This window comes from Streptomyces sp. NPDC058464, from assembly GCF_042721035.1.
Classification (GTDB): Bacteria; Actinomycetota; Actinomycetes; order Streptomycetales; family Streptomycetaceae; genus Streptomyces.
The window spans coordinates 61,879-87,714 of sequence record NZ_JBHXMA010000029.1; the positions used below are offsets into that span (position 1 = coordinate 61,879).

21 protein-coding genes and 1 tRNA gene are annotated in these 25,836 nt (G+C 70.6%); 12 read left to right on the forward strand and 10 right to left on the reverse strand.

The window, feature by feature from the left end; genetic code table 11:
- Positions 1 to 89: 89 nt before the first annotated feature.
- The 3 genes from pheA to ACFWPQ_RS33275 all read left to right on the forward strand — a co-directional run bounded on the left by pheA (position 90) and on the right by ACFWPQ_RS33275 (position 3,627).
- A complete protein-coding gene (pheA, locus tag ACFWPQ_RS33265) occupies positions 90 to 1,025 on the forward strand; it encodes a prephenate dehydratase (RefSeq protein WP_384042959.1) in 936 nt (311 codons plus the stop codon).
- Positions 1,026 to 1,555: 530 nt separating this feature from the next.
- Complete coding sequence (serS, locus tag ACFWPQ_RS33270; protein WP_384042962.1) at positions 1,556 to 2,833, forward strand: serine--tRNA ligase; 1,278 nt, start codon at positions 1,556 to 1,558, stop codon at positions 2,831 to 2,833.
- Entirely contained in the window at positions 2,830 to 3,627 is a 798-nt protein-coding gene (locus ACFWPQ_RS33275) for an HAD family hydrolase (protein ID WP_361285096.1), read from the forward strand. Before serS ends, ACFWPQ_RS33275 begins: the two co-directional genes overlap by 4 nt.
- Before the next feature lie 121 nt (positions 3,628 to 3,748).
- On the opposite strand, the gene ACFWPQ_RS33280 is transcribed toward ACFWPQ_RS33275, so the two are convergent.
- The 6 genes from ACFWPQ_RS33280 to ACFWPQ_RS33305 all read right to left on the reverse strand — a co-directional run bounded on the left by ACFWPQ_RS33280 (position 3,749) and on the right by ACFWPQ_RS33305 (position 7,954).
- Positions 3,749 to 3,854 (reverse strand) — tRNA-OTHER (locus ACFWPQ_RS33280).
- A 302-nt stretch (positions 3,855 to 4,156) separates the two neighbouring features.
- Positions 4,157 to 4,375, reverse strand: coding sequence for a hypothetical protein (locus ACFWPQ_RS33285; RefSeq protein ID WP_217546002.1), 219 nt, complete (start codon positions 4,373 to 4,375; stop codon positions 4,157 to 4,159).
- A 79-nt stretch (positions 4,376 to 4,454) separates the two neighbouring features.
- On the reverse strand, positions 4,455 to 5,174 hold the full coding sequence (locus tag ACFWPQ_RS33290) for an ABC transporter permease subunit (protein WP_384042966.1): 720 nt from the start codon (positions 5,172 to 5,174) through the stop codon (positions 4,455 to 4,457).
- Between the two features lie 11 nt (positions 5,175 to 5,185).
- Positions 5,186 to 6,097, reverse strand: coding sequence for an ABC transporter ATP-binding protein (locus ACFWPQ_RS33295; protein ID WP_384042969.1), 912 nt, complete (start codon positions 6,095 to 6,097; stop codon positions 5,186 to 5,188).
- Entirely contained in the window at positions 6,094 to 6,999 is a 906-nt protein-coding gene (locus ACFWPQ_RS33300; protein ID WP_384042972.1) for an ABC transporter permease subunit, read from the reverse strand. The genes ACFWPQ_RS33295 and ACFWPQ_RS33300 overlap by 4 nt, the downstream gene beginning before the upstream one ends.
- Entirely contained in the window at positions 6,989 to 7,954 is a 966-nt protein-coding gene (locus ACFWPQ_RS33305; RefSeq protein ID WP_384043144.1) for an ABC transporter ATP-binding protein, read from the reverse strand. The genes ACFWPQ_RS33300 and ACFWPQ_RS33305 overlap by 11 nt, the downstream gene beginning before the upstream one ends.
- Before the next feature lie 230 nt (positions 7,955 to 8,184).
- Between ACFWPQ_RS33305 and ACFWPQ_RS33310 the strand changes: the two genes are divergently transcribed.
- The 7 genes from ACFWPQ_RS33310 (at position 8,185) to ACFWPQ_RS33340 (ending at position 15,153) form a co-directional block, all read left to right on the forward strand.
- The gene (locus ACFWPQ_RS33310) at positions 8,185 to 9,033 is read left to right on the forward strand and encodes a M24 family metallopeptidase (RefSeq protein ID WP_384042975.1); all 849 of its coding nucleotides are present in this window, start codon (positions 8,185 to 8,187) and stop codon (positions 9,031 to 9,033) included.
- Complete coding sequence (locus ACFWPQ_RS33315; RefSeq protein ID WP_384042978.1) at positions 9,030 to 10,790, forward strand: SDR family oxidoreductase; 1,761 nt, start codon at positions 9,030 to 9,032, stop codon at positions 10,788 to 10,790. The genes ACFWPQ_RS33310 and ACFWPQ_RS33315 overlap by 4 nt, the downstream gene beginning before the upstream one ends.
- Positions 10,791 to 11,102: 312 nt before the next feature.
- Positions 11,103 to 12,050, forward strand: a complete 948-nt coding sequence (locus ACFWPQ_RS33320) for a MerR family transcriptional regulator (RefSeq protein ID WP_384042981.1) — start codon at positions 11,103 to 11,105, stop codon at positions 12,048 to 12,050.
- A 121-nt stretch (positions 12,051 to 12,171) separates the two neighbouring features.
- A complete protein-coding gene (locus ACFWPQ_RS33325) occupies positions 12,172 to 12,747 on the forward strand; it encodes an RNA 2'-phosphotransferase (RefSeq protein WP_361285118.1) in 576 nt (191 codons plus the stop codon).
- A gap of 19 nt (positions 12,748 to 12,766) precedes the next feature.
- The gene (locus ACFWPQ_RS33330; protein ID WP_384042984.1) at positions 12,767 to 13,249 is read left to right on the forward strand and encodes a hypothetical protein; all 483 of its coding nucleotides are present in this window, start codon (positions 12,767 to 12,769) and stop codon (positions 13,247 to 13,249) included.
- A 42-nt stretch (positions 13,250 to 13,291) separates the two neighbouring features.
- On the forward strand, positions 13,292 to 14,194 hold the full coding sequence (locus ACFWPQ_RS33335; protein WP_384042987.1) for an LLM class flavin-dependent oxidoreductase: 903 nt from the start codon (positions 13,292 to 13,294) through the stop codon (positions 14,192 to 14,194).
- A gap of 71 nt (positions 14,195 to 14,265) precedes the next feature.
- Positions 14,266 to 15,153 carry an HAD hydrolase family protein gene (locus ACFWPQ_RS33340; protein WP_384042990.1) on the forward strand — a complete coding sequence of 296 codons (888 nt, stop codon included), beginning with the start codon at positions 14,266 to 14,268 and terminating at the stop codon, positions 15,151 to 15,153.
- A gap of 19 nt (positions 15,154 to 15,172) precedes the next feature.
- Here ACFWPQ_RS33340 and cydD read toward each other — a convergent pair whose 3' ends face one another.
- The 4 genes from cydD to hisC all read right to left on the reverse strand — a co-directional run bounded on the left by cydD (position 15,173) and on the right by hisC (position 22,825).
- The gene (gene cydD, locus ACFWPQ_RS33345) at positions 15,173 to 18,844 is read right to left on the reverse strand and encodes a thiol reductant ABC exporter subunit CydD (protein ID WP_384042993.1); all 3,672 of its coding nucleotides are present in this window, start codon (positions 18,842 to 18,844) and stop codon (positions 15,173 to 15,175) included.
- A gap of 91 nt (positions 18,845 to 18,935) precedes the next feature.
- On the reverse strand, positions 18,936 to 19,943 hold the full coding sequence (gene cydB, locus ACFWPQ_RS33350; RefSeq protein ID WP_384042995.1) for a cytochrome d ubiquinol oxidase subunit II: 1,008 nt from the start codon (positions 19,941 to 19,943) through the stop codon (positions 18,936 to 18,938).
- 18 nt (positions 19,944 to 19,961) lie between these two features.
- Positions 19,962 to 21,470: a cytochrome ubiquinol oxidase subunit I gene (locus ACFWPQ_RS33355; RefSeq protein ID WP_384042998.1), complete on the reverse strand. Its 1,509-nt coding sequence runs from the start codon at positions 21,468 to 21,470 to the stop codon at positions 19,962 to 19,964.
- A gap of 275 nt (positions 21,471 to 21,745) precedes the next feature.
- Positions 21,746 to 22,825 (reverse strand): histidinol-phosphate transaminase, encoded by a 1,080-nt coding sequence (hisC, locus tag ACFWPQ_RS33360; RefSeq protein WP_384043000.1) that lies wholly within the window; start codon positions 22,823 to 22,825, stop codon positions 21,746 to 21,748.
- Positions 22,826 to 23,295: 470 nt separating this feature from the next.
- Between hisC and ACFWPQ_RS33365 the strand changes: the two genes are divergently transcribed.
- Both ACFWPQ_RS33365 and ACFWPQ_RS33370 read left to right on the forward strand, forming a co-directional pair.
- Positions 23,296 to 24,408, forward strand: coding sequence for a LacI family DNA-binding transcriptional regulator (locus ACFWPQ_RS33365; RefSeq protein WP_089100504.1), 1,113 nt, complete (start codon positions 23,296 to 23,298; stop codon positions 24,406 to 24,408).
- A 255-nt stretch (positions 24,409 to 24,663) separates the two neighbouring features.
- On the forward strand, positions 24,664 to 25,752 hold the full coding sequence (locus tag ACFWPQ_RS33370) for a metallophosphoesterase (RefSeq protein ID WP_361285143.1): 1,089 nt from the start codon (positions 24,664 to 24,666) through the stop codon (positions 25,750 to 25,752).
- Positions 25,753 to 25,836: the final 84 nt, after the last annotated feature.

Sequence of the window (25,836 nt, forward strand, 5' to 3'; positions counted from 1 at the left end):
GGTGCGTTTCCGGGTTTCAAACCACCCGGTCGAGTGGATCCGATGAGACAAGTGAGCCGCGTCTCGCTGCGCCCATTAGGGTGAGGGACATGCCAGCGAGCTATGCGTATCTCGGTCCTGAAGGCACCTTCACCGAAGTCGCCCTGCGCACCCTTCCGGAGGCCGCGACCCGGGAGCTGATCCCGTACGTCTCCGTGCAGTCCGCGCTGGACGCCGTGCGCAACGGCGAGGCCGAGGCCGCGTTCGTGCCGATCGAGAACTCCGTGGAGGGCGGGGTCACCACGACCCTCGACGAGCTGGTCGCGGGCGAGCCGCTGATGATCTACCGCGAGGTGCTGCTGTCGATCACCTTCGCCCTGCTGGTCCGCCCCGGCACCAAGCTCTCCGAGATCAAGACGGTGACCGCCCATCCGGTGGCCCAGCCGCAGGTCCGCAACTGGCTGCGGGCCAACCTCCCGGACGCCCTCTGGGAGTCCGCCGCCTCGAACGCGGACGGCGCCCGCCTGGTCCAGGAGGGCCGCTACGACGCGGCGTTCGCCGGTGAGTTCGCGGCCGAGCGGTACGGCCTGGAGGCCCTGGAGACCGGGATCCACGACGCGGAGAACGCGCAGACCCGGTTCGTCCTGGTCGGCCGCCCGGCCCGGCCCGCCGCCCGCACGGGCGCCGACAAGACGTCGGTCGTCCTCTGGCAGAACGACGACCACCCCGGCGGGCTGCGCGACCTGCTCGGCGAGTTCGCCACCCGGGGCATCAACCTCATGCTGCTGCAGTCCCGGCCGACCGGAGCCGGCATCGGCAACTACTGCTTCTGTATCGACGCCGAGGGCCACATCTCCGACCGGCGGGTGGCGGAGGCGCTGATGGGGCTGAAGCGGATCTGCCGCCAGGTGCGGTTCCTGGGCTCCTACCCGCGGGCGGACGTCAAGCCGGGCGAGGTCGCGGGGCCCACCCGGCCGGGCACGTCGGACGAGGAGTTCGTGGCGGCCTCCGACTGGGTGGCGCACTGCCAGGACGGCCGCTTCTAACCAGCCGTACCCTCATATCTTCGTTATCCACAGAAGTTATCCACAGGTGCCCTTCTCGACCTGGGGACAAGTCGACAGCGAAGCATGAGTCTGTCGACAAATCGCCCTACAGGCCATCGGCTCGGCCCTGCTCGCCCACGTCACCCTTCGTCCACTCGTTTCCCTTGGTTCATCTTTTAGAGCGACGCCTTTCCACTCGAAAGAGGGTGTTGTCATGGTTTGGGCCGGGAATTCCTCTCTTCACAGGTTGCTCGCCGAGTGATCAATTCCGAAGTCCACATCTCTTCCACACACCCTGTGGATAACTCTTGGGAGGGCATGGATCCCTGTGGACAACCTCGCCCTCAAGTCCCGTCCCCCACAAGGAAATCCAGTCAACCGCAGGCCTCACGCATGCCCCGTCCCAGGGAGTGAGACACTTTTTATTGACACGCTCGGCAATTCCCCCATAACGGAACGTAAGCCGCGATTCGGAACACGTGTCAATAGTGATTCGTGAGGGGCAACCCTGCACCGGTAGCCTTGGCTGCGTGATTGACCTTCGCCTGCTCCGTGAGGACCCCGACCGTGTGCGCGCGTCCCAGCGCGCCCGTGGAGAGGACGTCGCGCTCGTCGACGCCCTCCTCTCTGCCGACGAGCGGCGCAGGTCCTCCGGCGTCCGCTTCGACGAGCTGCGCAACGAACAGAAGCAGCTCGGCAAGCTCATCCCCAAGGCCTCCGCCGACGAGAAGGCCGAGCTGCTCAAGAAGGCCGAGCAGCTGAAGGCCGACGTCAAGAGCGCCGACGCCGAGCGCGACGCCGCCGACGCCGAGGCCCACGAGCTGCTGCTCCGGCTCGGCAACCTGGTCCACCCCGACGTGCCCGTCGGCGGCGAGGAGGACTTCGTCACCCTCGAGGAGCACGGCGCCATCCGTGACTTCGGCGCCGAGGGCTTCGAGCCCAGGGACCACCTGGAGCTCGGCCAGCTCCTCGGCGCGATCGACGTCGAGCGCGGCGCCAAGGTCTCCGGCTCCCGCTTCTACTTCCTGACCGGTGTCGGCGCCCTGCTGGAGCTGGCGCTCGTCAACGCGGCGATCGCCCAGGCCACCGAGGCCGGCTTCACGCCGATGCTGACCCCGGCGCTGGTCCGCCCCCAGTCCATGGCGGGCACCGGCTTCCTCGGCCAGGCGGCCCAGGACGTCTACCACCTCGACAAGGACGACCTCTACCTGGTCGGCACGTCCGAGGTGCCCCTCGCCGCGTACCACATGGACGAGATCATCGAGGCGGAGCGCCTTCCGCTCCGGTACGCCGGCTTCTCGCCCTGCTTCCGCCGCGAGGCCGGTTCGCACGGCAAGGACACCAAGGGCATCTTCCGCGTCCACCAGTTCGACAAGGTGGAGATGTTCTCCTACGTCGCCCCCGAGGACTCGGAGGCGGAGCACCAGCGCCTGCTGGCCTGGGAGAAGCAGTGGCTGACCTCGCTGGAGCTGCCGTTCCGCGTCATCGACGTCGCCACCGGTGACCTCGGCGCCTCGGCCGCCCGCAAGTTCGACTGCGAGGCGTGGATCCCGACGCAGGGCAAGTACCGCGAGCTGACGTCGACGTCGGACTGCACCGAGTTCCAGTCCCGCCGGCTGTCGATCCGGGTGCGCGACGGCAAGCAGGTCAAGCCGCTGGCCACGCTCAACGGCACGCTGTGCGCCGTACCGCGCACCATCGTGGCGATCCTGGAGAACCACCAGCAGGCCGACGGTTCGGTGTACGTGCCCGAGGTGCTGCGCCCGTACCTGGGCGGCCGGGAGGTCCTGGAGCCGGTGTCCCGGTGAGCTTCCCCTACGGGCTCATCGCCACCGACCTCGACGGGACGCTGCTGCGCTCCGACGAGTCGATCTCACAGCGCACCCGTGACGCGCTCGCCGCGGCCACCGCGGCGGGCGCCACGCACCTGGTCGTCACCGGACGCGGGGCCCCCTGGACCCGGCACATCCTCGACGACCTCGGCTACGACGGCCTCGCCGTGTGCGCCCAGGGCGCGCAGGTGTACGACGCCGGGGCGCACCGCCTCCTCACGTCCGTGACCCTGGACCGACAGCTGGCCGCGGTCGCCCTCGCGAAGATCGAGGCGGAGGTCGGCCCGCTGCACCTCGCGGCGAGCCGCGACGGCCTCGACGGCGAGGTGCTGGTGGGGCCGGGGTACGCGGTGTCGGGCCACCTCCCGTCGACCCCCTTCACGGACGTGGCCGACCTCTGGGCGGCCCCGCTGAACAAGATCTACATACAGCACCCGGAGCTGTCCGACGACGAGCTCGCGGAGGCCTCGCGGCAGGCCGCCGGGGGTTTCGTCACCGTCGCCATGGCGGGCGAGGGCATCGTGGAGCTGCTGCCCCTCGGTCTCTCGAAGGCGACGGGCCTGTCCCTGGCCGCACGCCGACTGGGCCTGAAGTCCGCCGACACGATCGCCTTCGGCGACATGCCGAACGACATCCCGATGTTCGCCTGGGCGGCGCGGGGCGTGGCCATGGCCAACGCTCACGAGGAGCTTCGCGAGGTGGCCGACGAGGTGACGTCTTCCAACGAGGAGGACGGGATCGCGGTGGTCGTGGAGCGTCTGCTGGGTTGAGGCGGTGGGGTGACTGCGGGCCCGGTGGGAGCCGGTCGCGCAGTTCCTCCCCCAGCCTTCGGCCGGGGGTACCCCCAGCGCCCCTATAGGGGCGCTCCAGCTCAGGTCTGTTCAATGCTCGCGGAGGATGCACGGATCGAACGTGCGCGGGCTTTCCAGGCCCGACCATGACTCGCTTTCAATCAAACACAGCGCAAGCCAGTGCCTTACCACTCGGCCAATCCTCCGGGTGGGCGGCCCACGCGAGAGCGACCATCGCGTGCTCGAAGCGGCCGCCCCGGGCAGCTACACGGCGACCCGCCGAAGGCTGCCCTGACGGGAGCGGGACGTACTGTCGTGCATGGACATCGTCCGGCTCCTCTCCCAGACGGTGGGGTGACACAACAACTGTGCCTTTGACCCGAGTTGACCGCCACTGATTAAACGGGGCCCACTGGAGCGCCCCATCAGGAGCGCGGGGCTGTGTTTGATTTGCGGCTCCCGCCGCGCGGGCGCGACCAGCCCCCGCCGGCCCGCAGTTCACAACGGTCTATCGCCGCCACCACTTACGCCGCCCCTTGCTGAAGAACCACCCCGCCGGCGGCTCGTCCGACCGCCACGGCTGAGGCTCGGGTTTCTCGGCCTTCCAGCGGGCTGCCAGCATCCGCGCTCGCGCGGACGGCTCCGCCGCCCCCGCGGACCGTATGAACTCCTCGTCCAGCACCACGCCGTCCCAGTCTGCGTCGGCGTCCCGGAAGCCCTCAGCCATCCCCGTTCCTCTCCACAGAACATCCCCTTTGCCCAGTGTGCCCGGGCCCGGATGAAGCCCCCGTCAATAAAGCGGGCGTCTACTCCTCGCCCGCCAGCGTCAGCGCGCGCAGCTTCTGGCCGGCGTACCAGGTGGCCAGGACGGTCACCGCGACCAGCAGCACCGTGCCCGTCGTCAGGGACACGTCGGACGTGACCAGCTCGCCGCCGGTCACCTTGTGGGCGACCGCCAGGGACCACTGCTGGACGCTCAGCGTCCGCGCCCCCGGCACCAGGGAGCCGAACAGGGCCTCCCAGACCAGGGCGTAGACCAGCCCGAAGACCACCGCGTGCCGGGACACCGTCCCGAGCAGCAGGAAGAGCGCGGCGTACGCGATGGAGGCGACCAGCGCGGCGACCGTGTAGGCGACGGCGATCTGCTGGCCGTTGCCGTTGAGGATGAAGCCCGCGATCAGGGTCGGCAGGGCGGAGAAGACCATCGTCACGGCGATGGCCACGATCAGCTTGGTGAGGATGATCGTCGGCCGTTTGATCGGCTTGGACAGCAGGTACACCACCGAGCCGTCGTCGATCTCCGGGCCGATCGCGCCGGTGCCGGCGATGACGCCGATGATCGGCACCATGGTGGCGAGGGCAAGGCCGCCGAGCAGGTCGGAGGCCGTCTGGTCGTCGGCGCCGGCGAGGCCGCGGACGACGACGGAGATCGCGATCAGCAGCAGGGGCAGGGCGCCCAGGATGAGGGCCCGGCGGCGGCCGAGCAGGGCTCGGTAGGTGAGCCGGGCGACTGTGGGGTCGTACATCTCTTGGCCTCCTACGCCGCGACCAGATACGAGAACACGGATTCGAGGGACTCGTCGGACGGCGAGACCGTGAGCAGCCGGATGCCGTGGTCGCGGGCGACCTTGGGCAGCAGGGCGGTGAAGCGGCCGAAGTCGACGGCCTGGATGCGCAGTGCGCCCTCGGCGAGGTCCACTTCGATGCCCGAGGTGGAGGGGTCGGCGATGAGGGCGGCCGCGAGGGCACGGTCGTCGCTGGAGCGGACCAGGTAGCGGTGCGGGCGGTCGGTCATCAGGCGGCGGATCTTGCGGAAGTCGCCGCTGGCCGCGTGCCGTCCGGCGACCACGACCTCGATGTGCCAGGCGAGTTGCTCGACCTCTTCGAGGATGTGGGACGAGAAGAGGACGGTGCGGCCCTCGTCGCCCATGCGGCGCAGCAGGTCCATGAGCTGCATGCGCTGGCGCGGGTCCATGCCGTTGAAGGGCTCGTCGAGGAGGAGCAGGGACGGCTCGTGGACCAGGGCGGACGCCATCTTCACGCGCTGGCGCATGCCCTTGGAGTACGTCGAGATCCTGCGGTCCTGCGCGTACTCCATCTCGACCGTGGCCAGGGCCTTCTGGGCGGCCTTGGCGCCCAGGCCCTGCAACTCGGCGTTGGCGACGACGAATTCGCGGCCGGTGAGGAAGTCGTACATCGCCTCGCGCTCGGGGACGATGCCGATGTGCTTGTAGATGGCCTCGTTGCGCCAGGTCGGCTTGCCGTCGAGGGTGACCGTGCCGGTGGAGGGGGCGAGGAAGCCGCCCATCATGTTGATGAGGGTGGACTTTCCGGCGCCGTTGGGGCCGAGGAGGCCGGTGACGCCGGGGCCGATGGTCATGGTGATGTCGTTGACGGCGACCACGTTGCCGAACCAGCGGGAGACGTGGTCGATGGAGAGCGTGGTCACAGTCCCACCTTCTTGTAGCGGCGCAGCAGAAGGCCATAGCTCGCGGCGATGAGGCCGAGGACGACGAGCAGGTACACCGCGCCCTGGGCGTGGGAGGGTCCGTCGCCGCCCGGGAAGGTGTTGGTGCCGCCGAGCAGGGCGGTGCTCAGGCCGCCGATCAGGGTGACCGGCGAGAAGAGGCCGATCCAGGGGATGGCGCTGGTGCTGCCCTGGGAGTCGGCGATGGCCTGGAGGGTGGAGACCGCGCCGTAGGAGACGATCAGTACGGCGATGACGGCGGCGATGCCGAAGCCGCGGCGCGGGGTGATCGACGCGATGACCAGGCCGATGCCGGCGAAGAGCAGGGACAGCAGGGCCACCGCGAGCAGTCCCTGGCCGAACCCCTTGGTCTGGTGGGCGAAGTCCATCTTGGCGAGCAGGGCGCCGATGTACAGCACGACCAGCGGGGCGCCGGTGAGGACGAACATCGCGGAGGCCAGGGCCGCGAACTTGGCCTGGACGTAGTCGGCGGTCTCGATGGGCCGGGAGAAGTACAACGGGATGGTCTTGAAGCGCAGGTCGCGGGAGACGGCCTGGGGTGCCTGGGAGGCGACGTACAGGCTGATGACGGCCTGCATGATGATCGCGTACCGCGTGTAGGGCACCGGCAGGTCGTGCGCCTTGGTGGCGACGGCGACGGCGACCATGATGGCCGCCGGCACGCACATCACCGCGAACAGCAGCATCGGCAGCACCTTGGACTTCACCGAGCGGCCGAGGCCGTAGGAGCCGCGCAGGGTCTGCGAGTAGAGGGACCGGCGGGCGTACGCGCGGCCGAGGCGGGGGCCGTCGTAGCCGCGGTAGCCGATGTCATGGATCCGGGACTGGTCACCCGGTCCCGCGATGGGCTGGTCAACCGCCATGGACGGTCGCCTCCTTCCGCTGCTCGTCGTCGTTGGTGAACACCTCGGAGATGTGGTGCCGGCGCTGCTCCATGCGCACCAGGCCGAGGCCGAGGTCGGCGACGACGTCGCGGACGAGGTCGTACGTCTCCTCGCCCTGGGCGGTGAGCAGCAGGATGTGGCCGGCACCGGGCAGGCCGCCGCCCTCGTTGTCCGTCTCCACCCCGCGCGCGTGGAGCGCGTCGCGCACCGCGCGGGTGCCGTCGGGGTGCTCGTCGCTGTCGGTGACCTCGATGGCGAGGGTGGTCGTGGACTGCGTGAAGTCGGTGGTGGAGCTGGACCGCAGCAGCTTGCCGCCGTCGACGACGACCACGTGGTCGCAGGTGCGTTCCAGTTCGCCGAGCAGGTGCGAGGTGACCAGGACCGAGATGCCGAAGTCGGTGTGGATCCGGCGGATCAGGCCGAGCATGTCGTCGCGGCCGACCGGGTCGAGGCCGTTGGTCGGCTCGTCGAGGAAGACCAGCTGCGGGTCGTGCACCAGGGCCTGGGCGAGCTTGACGCGCTGCTTCATGCCGGTCGAGTAGCCGCCGATGGGGCGGTACCGCTCCTCGTAGAGCCCGACGTGGCGCAGGGTGTCGGCGGTGCGCTCACGGGCGGCGGCGGGCGGCAGGCCGGACATGCGGGCCATGTGCACGACGAACTCGGTGGCCGAGACGTCGGGCGGCAGGCAGTCGTGCTCCGGCATGTAGCCCACCCGCTCGCGGATGGCGGCGCCCTTGGTCGCGACGTCGAGGCCGAGCACTTCGGCGCGGCCCTCGGTCGCGGGGGACAGACCCAGCAGGATCTTGATCAGGGTGGACTTGCCGGCGCCGTTGGCTCCGACGAGTCCGGTCACACCGGGTCCGATGTCCACGGACAGCCGGTCGAGCGCGGTCACCCGGGGGAACCGCTTGCTCAGGCTTTCGGTCGCGATCACAGTCACGGCATAGAAGTTAGTGACCCGGGCCACTGCGGTCGTCAACCTTGCAGCCGTCTTCGCGTCAGACTCCAGTATTACGGGGCCCTAGGGGAACCCCTGCCTGAGAGCTACGCAGAGTTGTCCACAGGCCTCGACCCTCCTATTGACGTCGCCTCTAACAACTGTCACATTCACCAGTGTCAAGTTACGGGCACGTACCGCAGTCGACGGAGACGGGGACGGGGCGGATGACGACGGCAGTGGCATTGCACGATGAACGCGCCACGGAGCTCCAGGGTTTCCGGCGGGTCCAACGGCTCGCGTACGAGTGCGCGGAGGCGGTCGCGGCCCGGCTGGAGCCGGGGATCACCGAGCGCGAGGCGGCCCGGATGCAGCGCGAGTGGCTGCGCGCGCGGGGCGTGCGGGACTGGTTCCACCTCCCCTTCGCCTGGTTCGGCGACCGCACGGCGTTCACGGACTTCCGCATACCGCTGCAGTTCTTCCCGACCGACCGCCGGCTCGCGCCCGGGATGCCGTTCATCCTGGACCTGGCCCCGGTGTACGAGGGCTACACGGCCGACATCGGCTACTCCGGCTCCCTCGGGCCCAACCCCGTGCAGGACCGGCTGATGGCCGACCTGGAGGCGCACCGGGAGCTGATCCTGCGCGAGGTGCGCGAGCGGCGCCCGCTGCGCGAGATCTACGAGGACGTGGACCGCCTCATGGTCCGCCAGGGCTACGCCAACCGGCACCGCGCCTACCCCTTCGGCGTGATCGCCCACAAGGTGGACCGGGTGAAGCAGCGCCGCTGGTCACCGCACCTCTTCGGGTTCGGCACCCAGTCCCTGAAGGGCCTGGCGTCCGACGCGCTGCACGGCCACCGCGAGGGCTGGTCGCCCCTGTGGTCGCCGTACCGCTTCTCCGACCACCCGCCCAAGCCGGGCCTGTGGGCGGTCGAACCGCACCTCGGTTTCCGGGGCACGGGCGCCAAGTTCGAGGAGATCCTCGTGGTCACCGACTCCCGGGACCCCGAGCAGAGCGCCTTCTGGCTGGACGACGATCTGCCGCACGTGCGGCGCTGGGCGGAGGACAAGTGACGGACATCGAAGGCGCCCGCGAGCGCCGGGTGCGTACGGGCGGCGTCGACCTGTGCGTGGCGGAGCTGGGCGACCCGTCGGCCCCGACGGTCGTCCTCGTCCACGGCTACCCGGACAGCAAGGAGGTCTGGTCCGACGTGGCGGCCCGCCTCGCCGACCGCTTCCACGTCGTCCTGTACGACGTCCGCGGCCACGGCCGCTCCACCGCCCCCAGGCCCCTGCGCGGCGGCTTCACCCTCGCCAAGCTCACGGACGACTTCCTGGCGGTGATCGACGAGGTCAGCCCGGACCGCCCGGTGCACCTGGTCGGCCACGACTGGGGATCGGTGCAGTCCTGGGAGTTCGTCACGGTGGGGCGCACGGAGGGCCGTATCGCCTCCTTCACGTCGATGTCCGGGCCGTCCCTGGACCACTTCGGACACTGGATCGACGCGCGCGTGCGGCGTCCGACGCCCCGCCGGGTGGGCCAGCTCCTCGGCCAGGGCGCCAAGTCCTGGTACGTGTACCTGCTGCACACCCCGGCCCTTCCCGAACTGGCCTGGCGCGGCCCCCTGGGCAAGGCCTGGCCGAGGATCCTCCAGCGGGCCGAGAACCTCCCCGCAGGGGACTACCCGACCTCCTCCCTGCCCTCCGACGCGGCGCACGGCGCCTGGCTGTACCGCGACAACGTACGGGCCCGGCTGCGCCGCCCGCGCGAGGACGCGTACGCGCACGCGCCCGTGCAGCTCATCACGCCCCTCGGCGACGCGTTCCTCTCCGAGCGGCTCTACGACGACCTGGAGCGCTGGGTGCCCCGGCTCACCCGCCGCACCCTGCCCGACAAGCACTGGGTTCCGCGCACGCGCCCGGACCAGGTGGCGTCCTGGGTCGAGGAGTTCGTGACGTCGGTGGAGGCCGGCCGGAGCGCGGAGCAGAAGCCCGCGGACCGCCACGCCCAGCGGTTCGGGGGCCAGTTGGTCCTGGTCACCGGTGCGGGCAGCGGCATCGGGCGGGCGACGGCGTTCGCGTTCGCGGAGGCGGGCGCGCGGGTGGTGGCCGTGGACCGGGACGCGGAGGCCGCCGCACGCACCGCCGAGCTGTCCCGGCTGATCGGAGCGGCCGAGGCCTGGCCCGAGACGGCGGACGTCTCCGACGAGCAGGCCATGGAGAAGCTCGCGGAGAAGGTCCACCGCGAGTACGGGGTCCTGGACGTGCTGGTCAACAACGCGGGCATCGGCCTGTCGGGGTCCTTCTTCACGACGACGACCGAGGACTGGCGGCGGGTCCTGGACGTCAACCTCTGGGGCGTCATCCACGGCTGCCGCCTCTTCGGGGCGCGGATGGCGGAACGCGCCCAGGGCGGCCACATCGTGAACGTGGCGTCGGCCGCCGCGTACCAGCCCTCCCGCGCCCTGCCGGCCTACAGCACCTCCAAGGCGGCGGTCCTGATGCTGTCCGAGTGCCTGCGCGCCGAACTCGCCTCCCGGCGCATCGGGGTGACCGCGATCTGCCCCGGGCTCATCAACACCAACATCACCTCCACGGCCCGCTTCACGGGGGTCGACGAGGAGGAGGAACGCCGCCGGCAGCAGCGGTCGGCACGGCTGTACGGCATGCGCAACTACCCGCCGGAGAAGGTGGCTTCGGCGATCCTGGAGGCGGTGGAACACAACCGCGCGGTGGTCCCGGTGACGCCGGAGGCGAAGGGTGCGTGGGCGCTGTCGCGGCTGGCGCCGGGGGTGTTGAGGAGGATCGCGCGGGTGGAGCCGAAGTTGTAGTGCGTCGTTCTTCGGCCGCGGCTGCGTGGGGGCTGACCGCGCAGTTCCCCGCGCCCCTGACGGGGCGCTTCGCCCGCCGCTTCTTCCCAGCCGCGGGCAGGCGTGCCGCAGGGCGGCACGGGTGGGCGCTGGGGGTCCCCCCGGCCGAAGGCTGGGGGAGGCACCCGGCCAGCAGGCGTGCCGCAGGGCGGCACGGGTGGGCGCTCGGGGTCCCCCCGGCCGAAGGCTGGGGGAGGCACCCGGCCAGCGCCGGTAAGCGTCCCCACCCCGCCCCCGGCCCCCACCCAGCCGCACCAGCCAAGGACCTCCCACATGACCGACCCCCCGGCCACCCCCGCCTACCGCATAGAGGACCTGGCCCACCGCTCCCGCACCACCGTCCGCACCATCCGCGCCTACCAGGACAAGGGCCTCCTCCCCCGCCCCGAACGCCAGGGCCGCGCCAACCTCTACTCCGACGCCCACCTCACCCGCCTCCACCAGATCGCCGACCTCCTCGCCCGCGGCTACACCCTCGCCTCCATCAAGGAACTGCTCGACGCCTGGGACACCGGCCGCGGCCTGGCCGGCGTCCTCGGACTGGTCACCGAGGCCGAGGGCCCCTGGACCGACGAGGAACCGGTGCGCCTGTCCCGTACCGACCTGGACGCCCGCTTCGGCGGCACCCCCGACGACACGGCCGTCGCCGAGGCCGTGGCACTCGGCGTACTGGAACCGGTGGACGGCGACCCCGGTTCCTTCCTCGTCCCCAGCCCCCAGGAGCTGGCCGTGGCAGCGGAGTTGTACGCGGCGGGCGTCCCCCTCTCCGCGATCGCCGGGCACCTGCGGGAGTTGAGGGTGCAGGTCGAGCACATCGCGGCCCGTTTCCTGGAGTTCACCACCGAGCACGTCTTCGCCCGCTACCTCGACGACCCGGACCACCGCACCGACGCCGGCGCGGCCGAAGCGGCCTCGCTGGTGCGCCGGCTGCGCCCCCTCGCCCAGCAGACCGTGGACGCCGAACTCGCCCGCGCCATGCGCCTGTTCGCCACCCGTGAGGTGCGCCGGCGACTCGGTGCGGGGGAGCAGCCGAAAACCCCCGACGAGACGCGCCCCGTGTCCCTCCCCATCGACACGATTCAGGCCGTACGACGGCTCGTCGGCCCGGACCGCATCGCCGAGTTCTTCGCGATCGCCGCCGAACGCGAGGTCCGGGCCCGGCGTTTGGACGCACTCGCCGCAGATCACAACCCTGTTAACGATCTTGACGAAACACCCTGAACTGCCCAGCACTTGTCCACAACTCGGCCAATTTCCTTGTGGATAACCGCACTTGGTTGTGGATCAAACCTGCGGCGAAAAATATCTGCGTGATCCACGTCTCGCCCGGCACCCTGATGGCATGAACACGAGACACAACGAAGGAGCACAGGACGAGCGGCGCACCGTGAAGGTGTCGAAGTACCTCTCGAAACACCTGCGCCACCAGCCCGAACGCATCGGGCTCAGCCTGGACGACGCGGGCTGGGTGGAGATCGACACGCTGCTCGCGGCGGCAGCGGCGCACGGTTTCCCGGTCACCCGCGAGGAGCTGGACCACGTAGTCGCCGCCAACGACAAGCAGCGGTTCGCGATCGACGGCACCCGGATCCGCGCCAGCCAGGGCCACAGCATCGACGTCGACCTCGGACTGCCCCCGGCGACCCCGCCGCCGTATCTCTACCACGGCACCGTCGCAAGGAATCTGGATGCGATCCGGAGCGAGGGTCTCAGGCCGATGAACAGGCACGACGTGCATCTGTCGGCGGACCGGGAGACCGCGACGCGGGTGGGTGCCCGGCGCGGGCGCCCCGTGGTGCTCTCGGTCGACGCGGGCGCGATGCACCGGGACGGGCACGTCTTCCACATCAGTGCGAACGGGGTGTGGCTGACCCAGGCCGTACCGCCGCGCTACCTGCGCTTCCCCGATCCGCACTGACCTCGGCATCATGAGTGGTATGGACCATTCGGAGTACCAGGAGCACCGCAACCACCGAGAGCACCTGCCGACCACCGAGGCGGCCGTCGGCGCGCTCCGCGCGATCGCCGCCGAGCACGGACGCGCGATCGAGGTCACGCACGACATCGGTGCCGATCGGACCTCGCGGCGCAGCGCGGCGGGCTTCGGTGTCACCACGGACCCGGACGGTTCGCTGCCGCACGAGGCGTACGCCGAGTTCGGCGGTCTGCCCCGGGTGAGCGTGCGGCTCTTCCCGGAGGACGACGCGCTGATCACCGTCGAGGGCGTGGACTTCCACGACGTCCCGCGCGACGACGTGCCCGCCTTCCTGCACTCCGTCTTCGGAGGCCTGGCCCATGTCCGGGCCCGCCGCTTCCCGCCGGCGGCCACCCTGGTCGTGCCGCTGGCCGGGGACCGCACGTACCAGGAATACCTCGCCGCGCACCTGCTCACGCCGTGGCTGAGCAGCCGCATACGGTGACCGTTTCGTCCGTTGTCGGCGAGTCCCCTTAGTCTCGGACCCATGAGTCTGCGTCTGAGCACCGTGATCCTCCCGTACCGCCGCTGGAGCGAGGGCGGCCGCGCCGCCTGGACGCGCGCGGAGGAGCTGGGCTTCCACACCGCGTACACGTACGACCACCTGTCCTGGCGCAGCTTCCGGGACGGCCCGTGGTTCGGTGCGATACCGACGCTGACCGCCGCCGCCTCCGTCACCGACCGACTGCGCCTCGGCACGCTGGTCACCTCGCCGAACTTCCGGCATCCGGTGCCCCTCGCCAAGGAGCTGATCTCCCTCGACGACCTCTCCGGCGGCCGCATCACCCTCGGCATCGGCGCGGGCGGCAACGGCTTCGACGCCACCGCGCTGGGCCAGGAGCCGTGGACCCCGCGGGAGCGGGCCGACCGGTTCGCGGAGTTCGTGGCGCTGCTCGACCGGCTGCTCACCGAGGACGCCGTGACGTCCGAGGGCGAGTTCTACTCGGCCGACGAGGCGCGCAACATCCCGGGCTGTGTGCAGCGGCCCCGGCTGCCCTTCGCGGTGGCCGCCACCGGCCCGCGCGGGCTGAAGCTGGCCGCGCGGTACGGCCGGGCGTGGGTGACCACCGGCGACCCGAAGCTGTACGAGAACGGCACGCCCGAGCAGTCGGTCGAGGCGCTCCGCGGTCAGCTGGGGAAGCTCGCCGAGGCCTGCGCGGCGACCGGCCGGGACGTGTCGGAGCTGGACAAGGTCCTGCTCACCGGTTTCACCCCGGACCGCGGCCGCCCCCTGGAGTCCCTGGACGCCTTCGTGGACTTCGCAGGCCGCCACCAGGAGCTGGGCTTCACCGAGTTGGTGATCCACTGGCCGATCCCCGACTCGGACTTCGCGGCCGAGCAGAAGGTCTTCGAGCAGATCGCCATGGAGGCCGTGGCCCAACTCGGCTGAGGCACGGCCGAGGACGCTTCGGAGTCGTCTGTGTCTCATCTGTGCGCCCGACCGCACGACCGTGCGGGCATATGCGCGAGAATGGCCCGGTGACCTCAGCGACCCGACAGCCCGAGACCCCTGCCTTCGCGACCCCGCCCCGGCTGATCGCCACCGATCTCGACGGCACCCTGCTGCGCGACGACAAGTCGGTCTCCCCGAGGACGGTCGCCGCGCTGGGCGCCGCCGAGGAGGCGGGGATCGAGGTCTTCTTCGTCACCGGCCGCCCGGCCCGCTGGATGGACGTGGTCAGCGACCACGTCCACGGCCACGGCCTGGCGATCTGCGGCAACGGCGCGGCCGTGGTCGACCTGCACGGCGGCCCCGGCGCCCATCGCTTCGTGAAGGTGCGCGACCTGGCCCGGGAGAACGCGCTGAACGCCGTGGGCCTGCTGCGCGAGGCCGCGCCGGGCACGGTGTACGCGATCGAGCAGACCTACGGCTTCCACCAGGAGCCGGCCTATCCCAAGCTGCACCTGGAGATACCGGACCACCTGCTCGCCGCCGAGGAGATCCTCGCGGTCGACGGTCCGAGCGCGGGCGAGCCCGTGCTCAAGATCCTCGCCTACCACCCCGACCTCGACCCGGACGCCTTCCTCGCCATCGCCCGCCTGGCCATAGGCGAACGCGCCACGGTCACGCGGTCCAGCCCCAGCGCCCTGCTGGAGATCAGCGGTCCGGGCGTCTCCAAGGCCAGCACACTCGCCCTGGAGTGCGCCGAGCGCGGCATCTCGCGCGCGGAGGTCGTCGCCTTCGGTGACATGCCCAACGACGTCGAGATGCTGACCTGGGCCGGCCAGTCGTACGCCATGGGCAACGCCCACCCCGCCGCCGTGGCCGCCGCCTCCGGCCGTACGGTCGCGAACAACGAGGACGGGGTGGCCGTCGTGATCGAGCAACTGCTGGCCGCCCGCGGCTGAGACCGTCCGCCGCGCCGGACTACCGGGCCCCCACCAGCGACTCCGCCGCCGCCTCCCGCTCCGCCATCCCGCGCAGCGGTCCGGCCACGGCGGCCAGTTCCGCGTAGGTCCCGCGCTGCGCCACCCGGCCCTCGTCGAGGACGATCACCTCGTCCACGGCCTCCAGGCCCGCCAGCCGGTGCGTGATGAGGAGCGTCGTACGGCCCTCGGTGGCGGCCAGCAGATCCGCGGTGAGCGCGTCGGCCGTGGGCAGGTCGAGATGCTCCGCGGGCTCGTCCAGCACGAGCACCGGGAAGTCGGCGAGCAGCGCCCGGGCGAGCGCCAGCCGCTGCCGCTGCCCGCCGGACAGCCGCGCCCCGTGCTCGCCGACCAGCGTGTCGAGGCCGTCGGGCAGCCCGTCCACCCAGTCGAGCAGCCGGGCCCGCCCCAGCGCGTCCCGCAGCTCCTCCTCGTCGGCGGCCTTCCGGGCGAGCAGCAGGTTCTCGCGCACGGAACTGTCGAAGAGGTGCGCGTCCTGGGCACACAGCCCGACCGACCGCCGCACGTCGTCGCTGTCCAGGGCGTACGCGTCCACACCGGCGAGCGTGTAGGAGCCCGCGCCCGGGTCGAGGAACCGCAGCAGGACCTGGGCGAGGGTCGACTTGCCGGCCCCGGAGGCACCGACCACGGCGACCCTGCGCCCCTCGTGCAGGGTGAGGTCGAGCCCGGCGAGCGCGTCCCGCACCTGTCCCGGGTACCGAGCCGTCAGGCCCTTCAGTACGACGGGGAAGGGCGCGGCGGGCGCCTGGCGCGGCCGCTCCGGCTCCCGCACGGGCTCGGGCGCGTCCAGCACCTCGTAGATGCGCTCGGCGCTCCTGCGCACCCGCTGGCGGTGCCGCACGGCCAGCGGCAGCCCCAGGACGGCCTCGAAGGCAGCCAGCGGAGTGAGCACGACGACCGCCATCGCCACCCCGCTCAGCCGGCCGTCGGCGACCCCCTGGGCGCCCAGCAGCGCGGCGCCCGCGACGGTGAGCCCCGTCAGCAGTGCGGTCAGCCCGTCACCGAGTGCGGTGGCCGTGGCTCCTCGTGAGGCGATCCGGGTGAGCGTGCCGTCGGCCCGCCGGGCTTCGTCGGTACGAGCGGGCAGCGCGCCGGCGACGGTCAGTTCGGCGGTGCCGGTGAGCAGGTCGGTGACCCGCGTCGCCAGCAACCCGCGGGCGGGCGCCAGCCGGTGCTCGGCACGCCGGGCCACGGCCGACGTCACCAGCGGGACACCGACCCCGGCCGCCAGCAGCCCCATCGCCAGCGCGGCCCCGGCCTCGGGCAGCAGCCAGGCCGTGAACCCCACGGCCCCGGCGGACACCACCACCGCGACCCCGGCGGGCAGCAGCCACCGCAGCCAGTAGTCCTGCAGGGCGTCCACATCGGCGACCAGCCGACTGAGCAGATCACCCCGCCTGGTCGTCCGCAGCCCGGCCGGCGCGAGCCGCTCCAGCCGCCGGTACACGGCGACCCGCGTATCGGCCAGCATCCGCAGCACCGCGTCGTGCGACACCAGCCGCTCGCCGTACCGGAACACGGCCCGCCCGATCCCGAAGGCCCGCGTGGCCGTCACGGCGACCATCAGATACAGCACCGGCGGCTGCTGCGAGGCCCGCGAGATCAACCACCCGGAAGTCGCCATCAGCCCGACGGCGCTGCCGAGCGCGAGAGCCCCGAGCACAAGCGCGAGCAGCAGCCGCCCCCGCCGAGCCCCGGAGGCGGCCCGAACCCGCCCAAGAACACTCAGCCGACGCCCAGCCCCCGACTCCCCAACCCCACGCCCCAGCCCACCGACCGGCCCCACGACCTCACTCCCCAGCCCACCGGCCCACCCCGCAACCTCACTTCCCGACCGATCGAGCCGGTCCGCGTCGTCGCCTTCCAACTGACCGACCAGCCCCACGACCTCGCCTCCCAGCCCACCGAGCCGATCCGCGACCTCACCCTCCAACTGACCGAGTCGGGTGGTGGGTGGGCGAAGGTTCTGGGGGTCCAGGGGGCGGAGCCCCCTGGGGACCTCGCCGCCGGAGAGCCGCACCACGCGGTCCGCCACCGACAGCAACGCCGGCCGATGCACCACCAGCAACACGGTCCGCCCCTCGGAGAGCCTCCGTACCGCCGCCACGACCTCCCCCTCGGTCACCCCGTCCAGCGCAGCCGTCGGCTCATCCAGCAACAGCACCGGCCGGTCCGCCAGAAACGCCCGCGCGAGCGCCAGCCGCTGCCGCTGCCCGGCGGAGAGACCGGCTCCGTCCTCGCCGAGAACCGTCTCCACCCCCTCCGGCAGCGCGTCCACGAACTCCAGCGCCCCGGCGTCCCGCAACGCCCTGCGGACGGCGTCGTCGTCCGCGTCGGGACGCGCCAGCCGTACGTTCTCGGCGATCGTCCCGGCGTACAGATGCGGCCGTTGCGGCACCCACGCGATCCGCGACCGCCACTCCTCCAGGTCGACGTCGGCGAGGTCGACGAGGTCGGCACAGTCGGCTCCCCCGACCCGCACCCGCCCCGCCACCGGCCGTACGAACCCCAGCAGCACGTTCAGCAGCGTCGACTTCCCCACCCCGCTGGGGCCGACCAGCGCGACGGTCTCCCCGGGTTCGACGGTGAACGACACATCGGTCACCGCGTCCGCCGACCGGCCCGGGTAGCGGACCGTCACCCCTTCGAAGGCCAGGCCGGCCTCCGTGGGGACCTCACCCGCCCCGGACACCGGCACCGGCGTCTCCAGCACCGCGAAGATCTCCTCCGCCGCCGCCAGCCCCTCCGCCGCCGCGTGGAACTGGGCGCCCACCTGTCGCAACGGCAGATACGCCTCGGGCGCCAGCACCAGGATGACCAGCCCGATGTACAGGTCCATGTCGCCGTGCACGAGCCGCATGCCGATGGTCACGGCGACCAGCGCCACCGACAGCGTGGCGAGCAGTTCCAGCGCGAAGGAGGAGAGGAAGGCGATCCGCAGCGTCCGCATGGTCGCCTGCCGGTACTCGCCGGTGATCCGTCGGATGGACTCGGCCTGCGCCTTGGCCCGCCCGAACACCTTCAGCGTGGGCAGCCCGGCGACCACGTCCAGGAAGTGGCCGGAGAGCCGAGACAGCAGCCGCCACTGACGTTCCGTCCGGGACTGGGTGGCCCAGCCGATCAGCACCATGAAGAGCGGGATCAGCGGCAGCGTCCCGACGATGATCGCCGCGGACACCCAGTCCTCGGTGACGATCCGCGCCAGCACCGCGACCGGCACGACCACCGCCAGCCCCAACTGCGGCAGATAGCGCGAGAAGTAGTCGTCGAGGGCGTCGACCCCGCGCGTGGCGAGGGTGACCAGGGAACCGGTCCGCTGGCCGCCCAGCCAGCCGGGACCGAGTGCCACAGCCCGGTCGAGAAGCCGCCCTCGCAGCTCGGACTTGACCGCCGCGCTCGCCCGGTGCGCGGCCAGCTCGGTCAGCCAGGAGACCAGCGCCCGGCCGACCGCCACGGCCACCAACAGCAGCAGGGGCGTGCGGAGTTCGGAGACCGAGTGGCCATGCTGGAAGGCGCCGACCACCACCTCGGCGAGGAGCATGGCCTGAGCGATGACCAGCCCGGCTCCGACGGCACCGAGGCCGACGACGGCCACCAGGAAGAAGCGGGTGGCGCGGGCGTAACGCAGCAGACGGGGATCGATTGGTTTCACGTGAAACATGCCCTTCGGCCCGGAGAGGGCGTTTCACGTGAAACATCACGAGCCACCGCGACCATCACCATGAGACACCCTCCCCTCGGACTCAGTGCGCGGCTTCGGTCGCTATGTGCTGCGTACCGATCCGCTTGCGGAACACCCAGTAGGTCCACCCCTGGTAGAGCAGGACGAGCGGTGTGGCGATCGCCGCGAGCCACGTCATGATCTTCAGGGTGTAGGGACTCGACGAGGCGTTGGTGACCGTGAGGCTCCAGTCCCCGTTGAGCGACGACGGCATGACGTTCGGGAAGAGCGACAGGAAGAGCATTGCCACGGCGGCCACGATGGTCACACCGGACAGGGCGAACGCCCATCCTTCACGGCCCCGCAGATTGGCCCCGAGAGCGGCCACCAGCGCGGCCACCGCCACGACCAGCGCCACCAGGCTCTTGCCGTCACCGCTGTCGACCTGGGTCCAGAGCAGGAAGGCCAGCGCCAGCACGGCGGTGAGGACACCGACCTTGGTCGCCAGCTTCCGTGCCCGTACCCGGATGTCGCCGACGGTCTTGAGCGCGGTGAACACCGACCCGTGGAAGGTAAACAGGGTCAGCGTCACCAGGCCACCCAGCAGGGCGTACGGGTTGAACAGGTCCCAGAGGGTGCCGACGTACTCGAAGTTCCGGTCGATCTTCACGCCGTGCACGATGTTCCCGAAGGCCACGCCCCACAGGAACGCCGGGATCAGCGAGGTCCAGAAGATCGCGGTCTCCCAGTTGCGCTGCCAGTTCTCCTCGGGCCGCTTCGCCCGGTACTCGAAGGCGACGCCCCGGACGATCAGGCAGACCAGGATGACCAGCAGGGGCAGGTAGAAGCCGGAGAAGAGCGTGGCGTACCACTCGGGGAAGGCGGCGAAGGTCGCACCGCCCGCGGTGAGCAGCCACACCTCGTTGCCGTCCCAGACCGGGCCGATCGTGTTGATCAGCACCCGCTTCTCCAGGCGGTCCCGGGCGAGCAGCTTGGTGAGGATGCCGACCCCGAAGTCGAAGCCCTCCAGGAAGAAGTAGCCGGTCCACAGGACGGCGATCAGGACGAACCAGACGTCGTGAAGTTCCATGACTGCGTCTCCCTCGGCCTAGTACGAGAAGGCCATCGGCTTGTCGGCGTCACGGTTCTCGCCGCCGATCTTCGTGGGCGGGTTGAGGTCGTCCTCGGTGAGCTCGGGCGGGCCCGCCTTCACGTACTTCACGAGCAGCTTGACCTCGACGACGGCGAGGACGGCGTAGAGCGCGGTGAAGGTGATCATCGAGATGAGGATCTCGGTCTGGGAGACACCGGGGGAGACCGCGTCGCGGGTCTGCAGGACGCCGTAGACGACCCAGGGCTGACGGCCCATCTCGGTGAATATCCAGCCCCAGGAGTTGGCGATCAGCGGGAAGCCGAGCGTCCAGATCGCCACCAGCCAGTACAGCCGGCCGAGCTTGGGGCTGAGCGCCTTGTTCTTGAACAGGACCAGATGCGGCACCTCGTCCTCGCCGACCCTCAGGTGCTGCGGCAGCATGAACTTCTTGCGGGTCAGCCAGAGCCCGGCCAGGCCGATGGCGAAGGACGCCATGCCGAAGCCGATCATCCAGCGGAACGCCCAGAAGGTGACGGGGATGATGGGCCGGTAGTCGCCCGCGCCATACTTCTGCTGCTCGGCCTTGTTGGTGTCGTTGATGCCGGGGACGTACGAGTTGAAGCTGTCGTCGGCCAGGAACGACAGCAGGCCGGGGACGGACAGCTCGACGGTGTTGTGGCCCTTGCTGACGTCGCCGTAGGCGAAGATCGAGAAGGGCGCCGGCTTCTGGCCGTCCCACAGGGCCTCGGCGGCGGCCATCTTCATCGGCTGCTGCTTGAACATGACCTTGCCGAGGGTGTCGCCGCTGATCGCGGTGAGCATGCCGGCGATGACGACGGTGACCAGGCCGAGCCGCAGCGAGGTCTTCATCACGGAGATGTGCTTCTTGCGGAACAGGTGGAAGGCGGCGATGCCGACCATGAACGCGCCGCCGGTCAGGAAGGACGCGGACAGCGTGTGGAAGGCCTGGGCCAGCGCGGTGTTCTGGGTCAGGACCGCCCAGAAGTCGGTGAGCTCGGCCCTCCCCTTCGCCTTGTCGATCTTGTAGCCGACGGGGTGCTGCATCCACGAGTTGGCCGCGAGGATGAAGTACGCGGACAGGATCGTGCCGATGGAGACCATCCAGATGCAGGCCAGGTGGATCTTCTTGGGCAGCTTGTCCCAGCCGAAGATCCACAGCCCGATGAAGGTGGACTCGAAGAAGAACGCGATCAGTGCCTCGAAGGCGAGCGGGGCGCCGAAGATGTCACCGACGAACCGCGAGTAGTCGGACCAGTTCATGCCGAACTGGAACTCCTGCACGATGCCGGTGACCACGCCCATCGCGATGTTGATCAGGAAGAGCTTGCCCCAGAACTTGGTCGCCCTGAGGTACCTCTCCTTCTCCGTGCGCACCCAGGCGGTCTGCAGGCCGGCCGTGAGAGCGGCCAGCGAGATCGTCAGCGGGACGAACAGGAAGTGGTAGACGGTGGTGATGCCGAACTGCCAGCGCGCCAGTGTCTCCGGCGCCAGAGCCAGGTACACGTCGTCAGTCTCCTTACGTCGCCGTGATACAGCGGCACATGACCCTTTTGTCGCGTACAGAACGGATCAAATGGGTCAAGCTTGTGAATGCATTCACATTCACAAGCCATTATGACGCACTGATGGTCGACCATCGAAGGGGGGTCGCGCTTGAGCCGTTCGGCACCCTCCGGGAGATGCGTACGGGGCCGTCCGGCCCTCATGCCGGCCGTACGACCCCGCACCCGCGGCACCCACCGTGGCCGACGGAGAGCTCCCCGCCGGCCGCGCGGGCTCTACAGCTCCTTGCGGAACGCCTCCGTCACCTTCACGAAGATGTCGTTCGCCTCGGTCTCGCCGACCGTCACCCGCACACCCTCGCCCGGGAACGGCCGGACGACCACACCGTGCTCCTCGCAGAGCTGCGCGAAGGCGGTCGTACGCTCCCCCAGCCGCAGCCACACGAAGTTGGCCTGGGTCTCGGGCACCGTCCAGCCCTGGCCGCGCAGCGCCTCGACCACGCGCTGCCGCTCGCACACCAGGGAGCCGACCCGGCCGAGCAGCTCGTCCTCGGCCCGCAGCGAGGCGATCGCGGCCTCCTGGGCGAGCTGGCTCACGCCGAAGGGCACCGCCGTCTTGCGCAGCGCCGCCGCCACCGGCTCGTGAGCGATCGCGAAGCCGACGCGCAGCCCGGCGAGGCCGTACGCCTTGGAGAAGGTCCGCAGCACGCAGACGTTGGGGCGCTGCCGGTAGATCTCGACGCCGTCGGGCACCTCGGGATCGCGGATGAACTCCCGGTAGGCCTCGTCGAGGACCACCAGCACGTCACCCGGCACCCGGTCCAGGAACCGCTCCAGCTCGGCCCGCTTCACCACCGTGCCGGTCGGGTTGTTCGGGTTGCAGACGAAGATCAGGCGGGTGCGGTCGGTGATCGCGTCCGCCATCGCGTCCAGGTCGTGCACATCACCCGGCGTGAGCGGCACCTGGACCGACCGGGCACCGCTGATCTGCGTGATGATCGGGTAAGCCTCGAAAGACCGCCACGCGTAGATCACCTCGTCGCCGGGGCCGCTGGTGGCCTGGATCAGCTGCTGGGCGACACCGACCGACCCGGTGCCGGTGGCGAGGTGGGTGAGCGGGACACCGAAGCGGTCCGAGAGCTCGTTCATCAGCCCGGTGCACGCCATGTCCGGGTAGCGGTTGAAGGAGGAGGCGGCCGCGGTGACCGACTCCATCACGCCGGGCAGCGGGGGATACGGGTTCTCGTTGGAGGAGAGCTTGTACGCGACCGGACCGTCGGCCGCCGCCGGCCTGCCCGGCTTGTAGGTGGGGATACCCTCCAGCTCGGCGCGCAGCTTGGGGCTCGTCTCGCTCACCGCAGTCCTCCTCGCGACCACCGGCGGACCGTCCGCACCGCCGACATCCAATACTGCTCACCTTATGAGGATTCGGCGCCGCTGCGTACAGCGAAGAAGCGCGCGGAACCGGAGCGACCCGACAGTCGAGTGGGGGACGAACCGGAGCGGACGAACCCCATCCGTCCCACTGGCATCACGGGCATCACCGCACGAAGGCGCATTTTTCGGGGGCGCGCCCTACATATATCTACGCGCCGGTGGCTCGCGCCGTGGCGCGCATCACCCGTGCAGGTGAGTTGAGACCTCTTCGAAACATCGGGCACTTGGCAGGCCCATCCGTGCCGACAAGTCACGTCTCACTATTGGATCGTTCAACTGACTTTCTTTCTAAGGTAGTTGACCCGTATTGACCTTGCAGAAACGTGCCTGTCAACGCGTGCATATGCGTCCGCACTACCCCACCGCATGAGCCCTACTATCGGCTCGCCATGACAGCAGCAGGGAAGCACCAGGTGAGCCGCGCGGAAACCTCTCGGCGAGGCAGCCGGCCGGGCCGGGCGGGCATCAGAGACGTGGCCGCCGCCGCCGGAGTCTCCATCACGACCGTCTCCGACGCCCTGAACGGCAAGGGGCGGCTCCCGGATGCCACCCGCCGCCATGTCAGAGAAGTCGCGGACCGGCTGGGGTACCGCCCCTCGGCCGCCGCCCGAACCCTCCGTACCGGCAAGTCGGGACTCATCGGCCTGACCGTGACGACGTACGGGGATGAACCTTTCACCTTCACCGAGTTCGCGTACTTCGCCGAGATGGCGCGGGCCGCCACCTCGGCCGCGCTCGCCCGCGGCTACGCCCTGGTGATCCTGCCCGCGACCTCGCGCCACGACGTGTGGTCGAACGTCGCCCTGGACGGCACGGTCGTCATCGACCCCTCCGACCAGGACCCGGTGGTCAGCGAACTGGTGCGGCAGGGCCTGCCGGTGGTCTCCGACGGCCGCCCGGCCGGCTCCCTCCCGGTCACCGCCTGGGTGGACAACGACCACGAGGCCGCCGTCCTCGGCATCCTCGACCATCTCGCCGACGCGGGCGCCCGCCGGATCGGCCTGCTCACGGGCACCACGACGGACACGTACACGCACCTGTCGACCACCGCCTACCTGCGCTGGTGCGAACGCGTCGGCCAGGACCCGGTCTACGAGGCCTACCCGGCGCACGACCCGTGCGCGGGCGCGGTCGCCGCCGACCGGCTGCTGGCCCGCCCGGACCGTCCCGACGCCGTCTACGGCCTCTTCGACCCCAACGGCACCGACCTGCTCGCCGCCGCCCGCCGCTACGGGCTGCGCGTCCCCGACGACCTGCTCCTGGTGTGCTGCAGCGAGTCGACCGTGTACGCCAACACCGAGCCGCCCATCACCACGCTCTCCCTGAAGCCGCGCCGCATCGGCACGGCGGTGGTGCAGCTGCTCATCGACGCGATCGAGGGGGTCGAGTCGGACCAGCCGGTCGAGCAGGTGATACCGACCGAACTGATCGTGCGCACCTCCTCCCAGCGACGCACCCAGCGCACCACGGTCAGCCCGCCGCGGGCACCGGAAGAGGAGTAGCACGGGCGTGCGAAGAGCGGGTCGGCGCAGCTGCCGGGCGCCGTCGGACGGCGGCCGGCAGCTGAACGGTGCGGGGTCGAACCCCTGCCCAACCGGGGCGAAAGCCACGCTGAACCGGAGTCCTGCCCGGATTCACCACCCCTGGGTCATCACACGGCGCGACGGGCATTCCTATGATGGGCCCACGACACCGCGGGCCGCTGCGACCAGGCAGTCCGAAGCGGTGCAGATGCGGCGCGATGGTGGAGGGGTCTGATGACTCAGGGGGCCGGTCAGGGACCCGAGGCGGAGCGGACGGCGACGTTGCGCGACTTCCGGGTGCCCGGGTACGTCAACGAGACCGGTCCGTACGCCCCCAGCACCCACCCCGGCGACGTCGTCCCACCGCTCGACGACATGTACCCCGAGGGATATCCGGACGGATACACGCCCACCCAGCGCGACCTGCCGGTCATCCACCGCGGCGACACGCTCCAGACGCCCGTCGAACCGGCCGCCGGCCCCGCCGCGCAGCCCGGGAACGGCCCCGGCCCGCTGTTCGTGGTCGGTGACGTGCACGGCTACTTCGACGAGCTGTTCGCCGCGCTCCGCGAGCAGGGTCTGATCGACGCGGACGGACAGTGGTGTGCGGGCACCGCCCGGCTGTGGTTCCTCGGCGACTTCACCGACCGCGGTCCGGACGGCATCGGCGTCATCGACCTGGTGATGCGACTGTCCGCCGAGGCGGCCGCGGCCGGCGGCTACTGCAAGGCCCTCATGGGCAACCACGAACTGCTGCTGCTCGGCGCCAAGCGGTTCGGCGACACCCCCGTCAACTCCGGCGCGGGCACCGCCACCTTCCAGGCGGCCTGGCTGCTCAACGGCGGCCAGAAGACCGACATGGACCGGCTCCAGGACCACCACCTGCAGTGGATGGCCCGCCTGGACGCCGTCGAGGAGGTCGACGGCTATCTGCTGGTCCACTCCGACACCACCGCCTACCTCGACTACGGCGACTCGATCGAGGCGGTCAACGACACGGTCCGCGAGACCATCACGCGTAATGACGCGGACGAGGTGTGGGATCTGTTCCGCAAGTTCACCAAGCGCTTCTCCTTCCGCGACGAGGGGGGTGCAGACGCCGTCCGTTCCCTTCTCGATACGTACGGAGGCACCCGCATCGTTCACGGACACAGCCCGATTCCCTATCTGCTGGGAGAAGTCGGCTCCGAGGAGGGCGAAGAGGGCAACGGCCCCGTTGTGGAGGGACCGCACGTCTACGCCGACGGGCTCGCCATCGCCATGGACGGCGGCGTGACCATGGCCGGAAAGCTGCTGGTGAGGCAACTTCCGCTGGACAACTGAGCTTTCGCCGGGCTGTTCGATCCCCCCGACGTCACACGCGGGACACCCCCAATTTCCGGCAACCCCCTGTCACCGCGTGCCGTA

Coding starts and splice junctions, on each gene's coding strand:
- pheA (WP_384042959.1), top strand. CDS start 90: ATGCCAGCGAGCTATGCGTATCTCGGTCCTGAAGGCACCTTCACCGAA.
- ACFWPQ_RS33300 (WP_384042972.1), bottom strand. CDS start 6,999: ATGGCGGTTGACCAGCCCATCGCGGGACCGGGTGACCAGTCCCGGATC.
- ACFWPQ_RS33330 (WP_384042984.1), top strand. CDS start 12,767: ATGGACCATTCGGAGTACCAGGAGCACCGCAACCACCGAGAGCACCTG.
- ACFWPQ_RS33290 (WP_384042966.1), bottom strand. CDS start 5,174: ATGTACGACCCCACAGTCGCCCGGCTCACCTACCGAGCCCTGCTCGGC.
- ACFWPQ_RS33340 (WP_384042990.1), top strand. CDS start 14,266: ATGCGCGAGAATGGCCCGGTGACCTCAGCGACCCGACAGCCCGAGACC.
- ACFWPQ_RS33285 (WP_217546002.1), bottom strand. CDS start 4,375: ATGGCTGAGGGCTTCCGGGACGCCGACGCAGACTGGGACGGCGTGGTG.
- ACFWPQ_RS33370 (WP_361285143.1), top strand. CDS start 24,664: ATGACTCAGGGGGCCGGTCAGGGACCCGAGGCGGAGCGGACGGCGACG.
- ACFWPQ_RS33310 (WP_384042975.1), top strand. CDS start 8,185: ATGACGACGGCAGTGGCATTGCACGATGAACGCGCCACGGAGCTCCAG.
- ACFWPQ_RS33365 (WP_089100504.1), top strand. CDS start 23,296: ATGACAGCAGCAGGGAAGCACCAGGTGAGCCGCGCGGAAACCTCTCGG.
- cydB (WP_384042995.1), bottom strand. CDS start 19,943: ATGGAACTTCACGACGTCTGGTTCGTCCTGATCGCCGTCCTGTGGACC.
- ACFWPQ_RS33335 (WP_384042987.1), top strand. CDS start 13,292: ATGAGTCTGCGTCTGAGCACCGTGATCCTCCCGTACCGCCGCTGGAGC.
- ACFWPQ_RS33325 (WP_361285118.1), top strand. CDS start 12,172: ATGAACACGAGACACAACGAAGGAGCACAGGACGAGCGGCGCACCGTG.
- ACFWPQ_RS33320 (WP_384042981.1), top strand. CDS start 11,103: ATGACCGACCCCCCGGCCACCCCCGCCTACCGCATAGAGGACCTGGCC.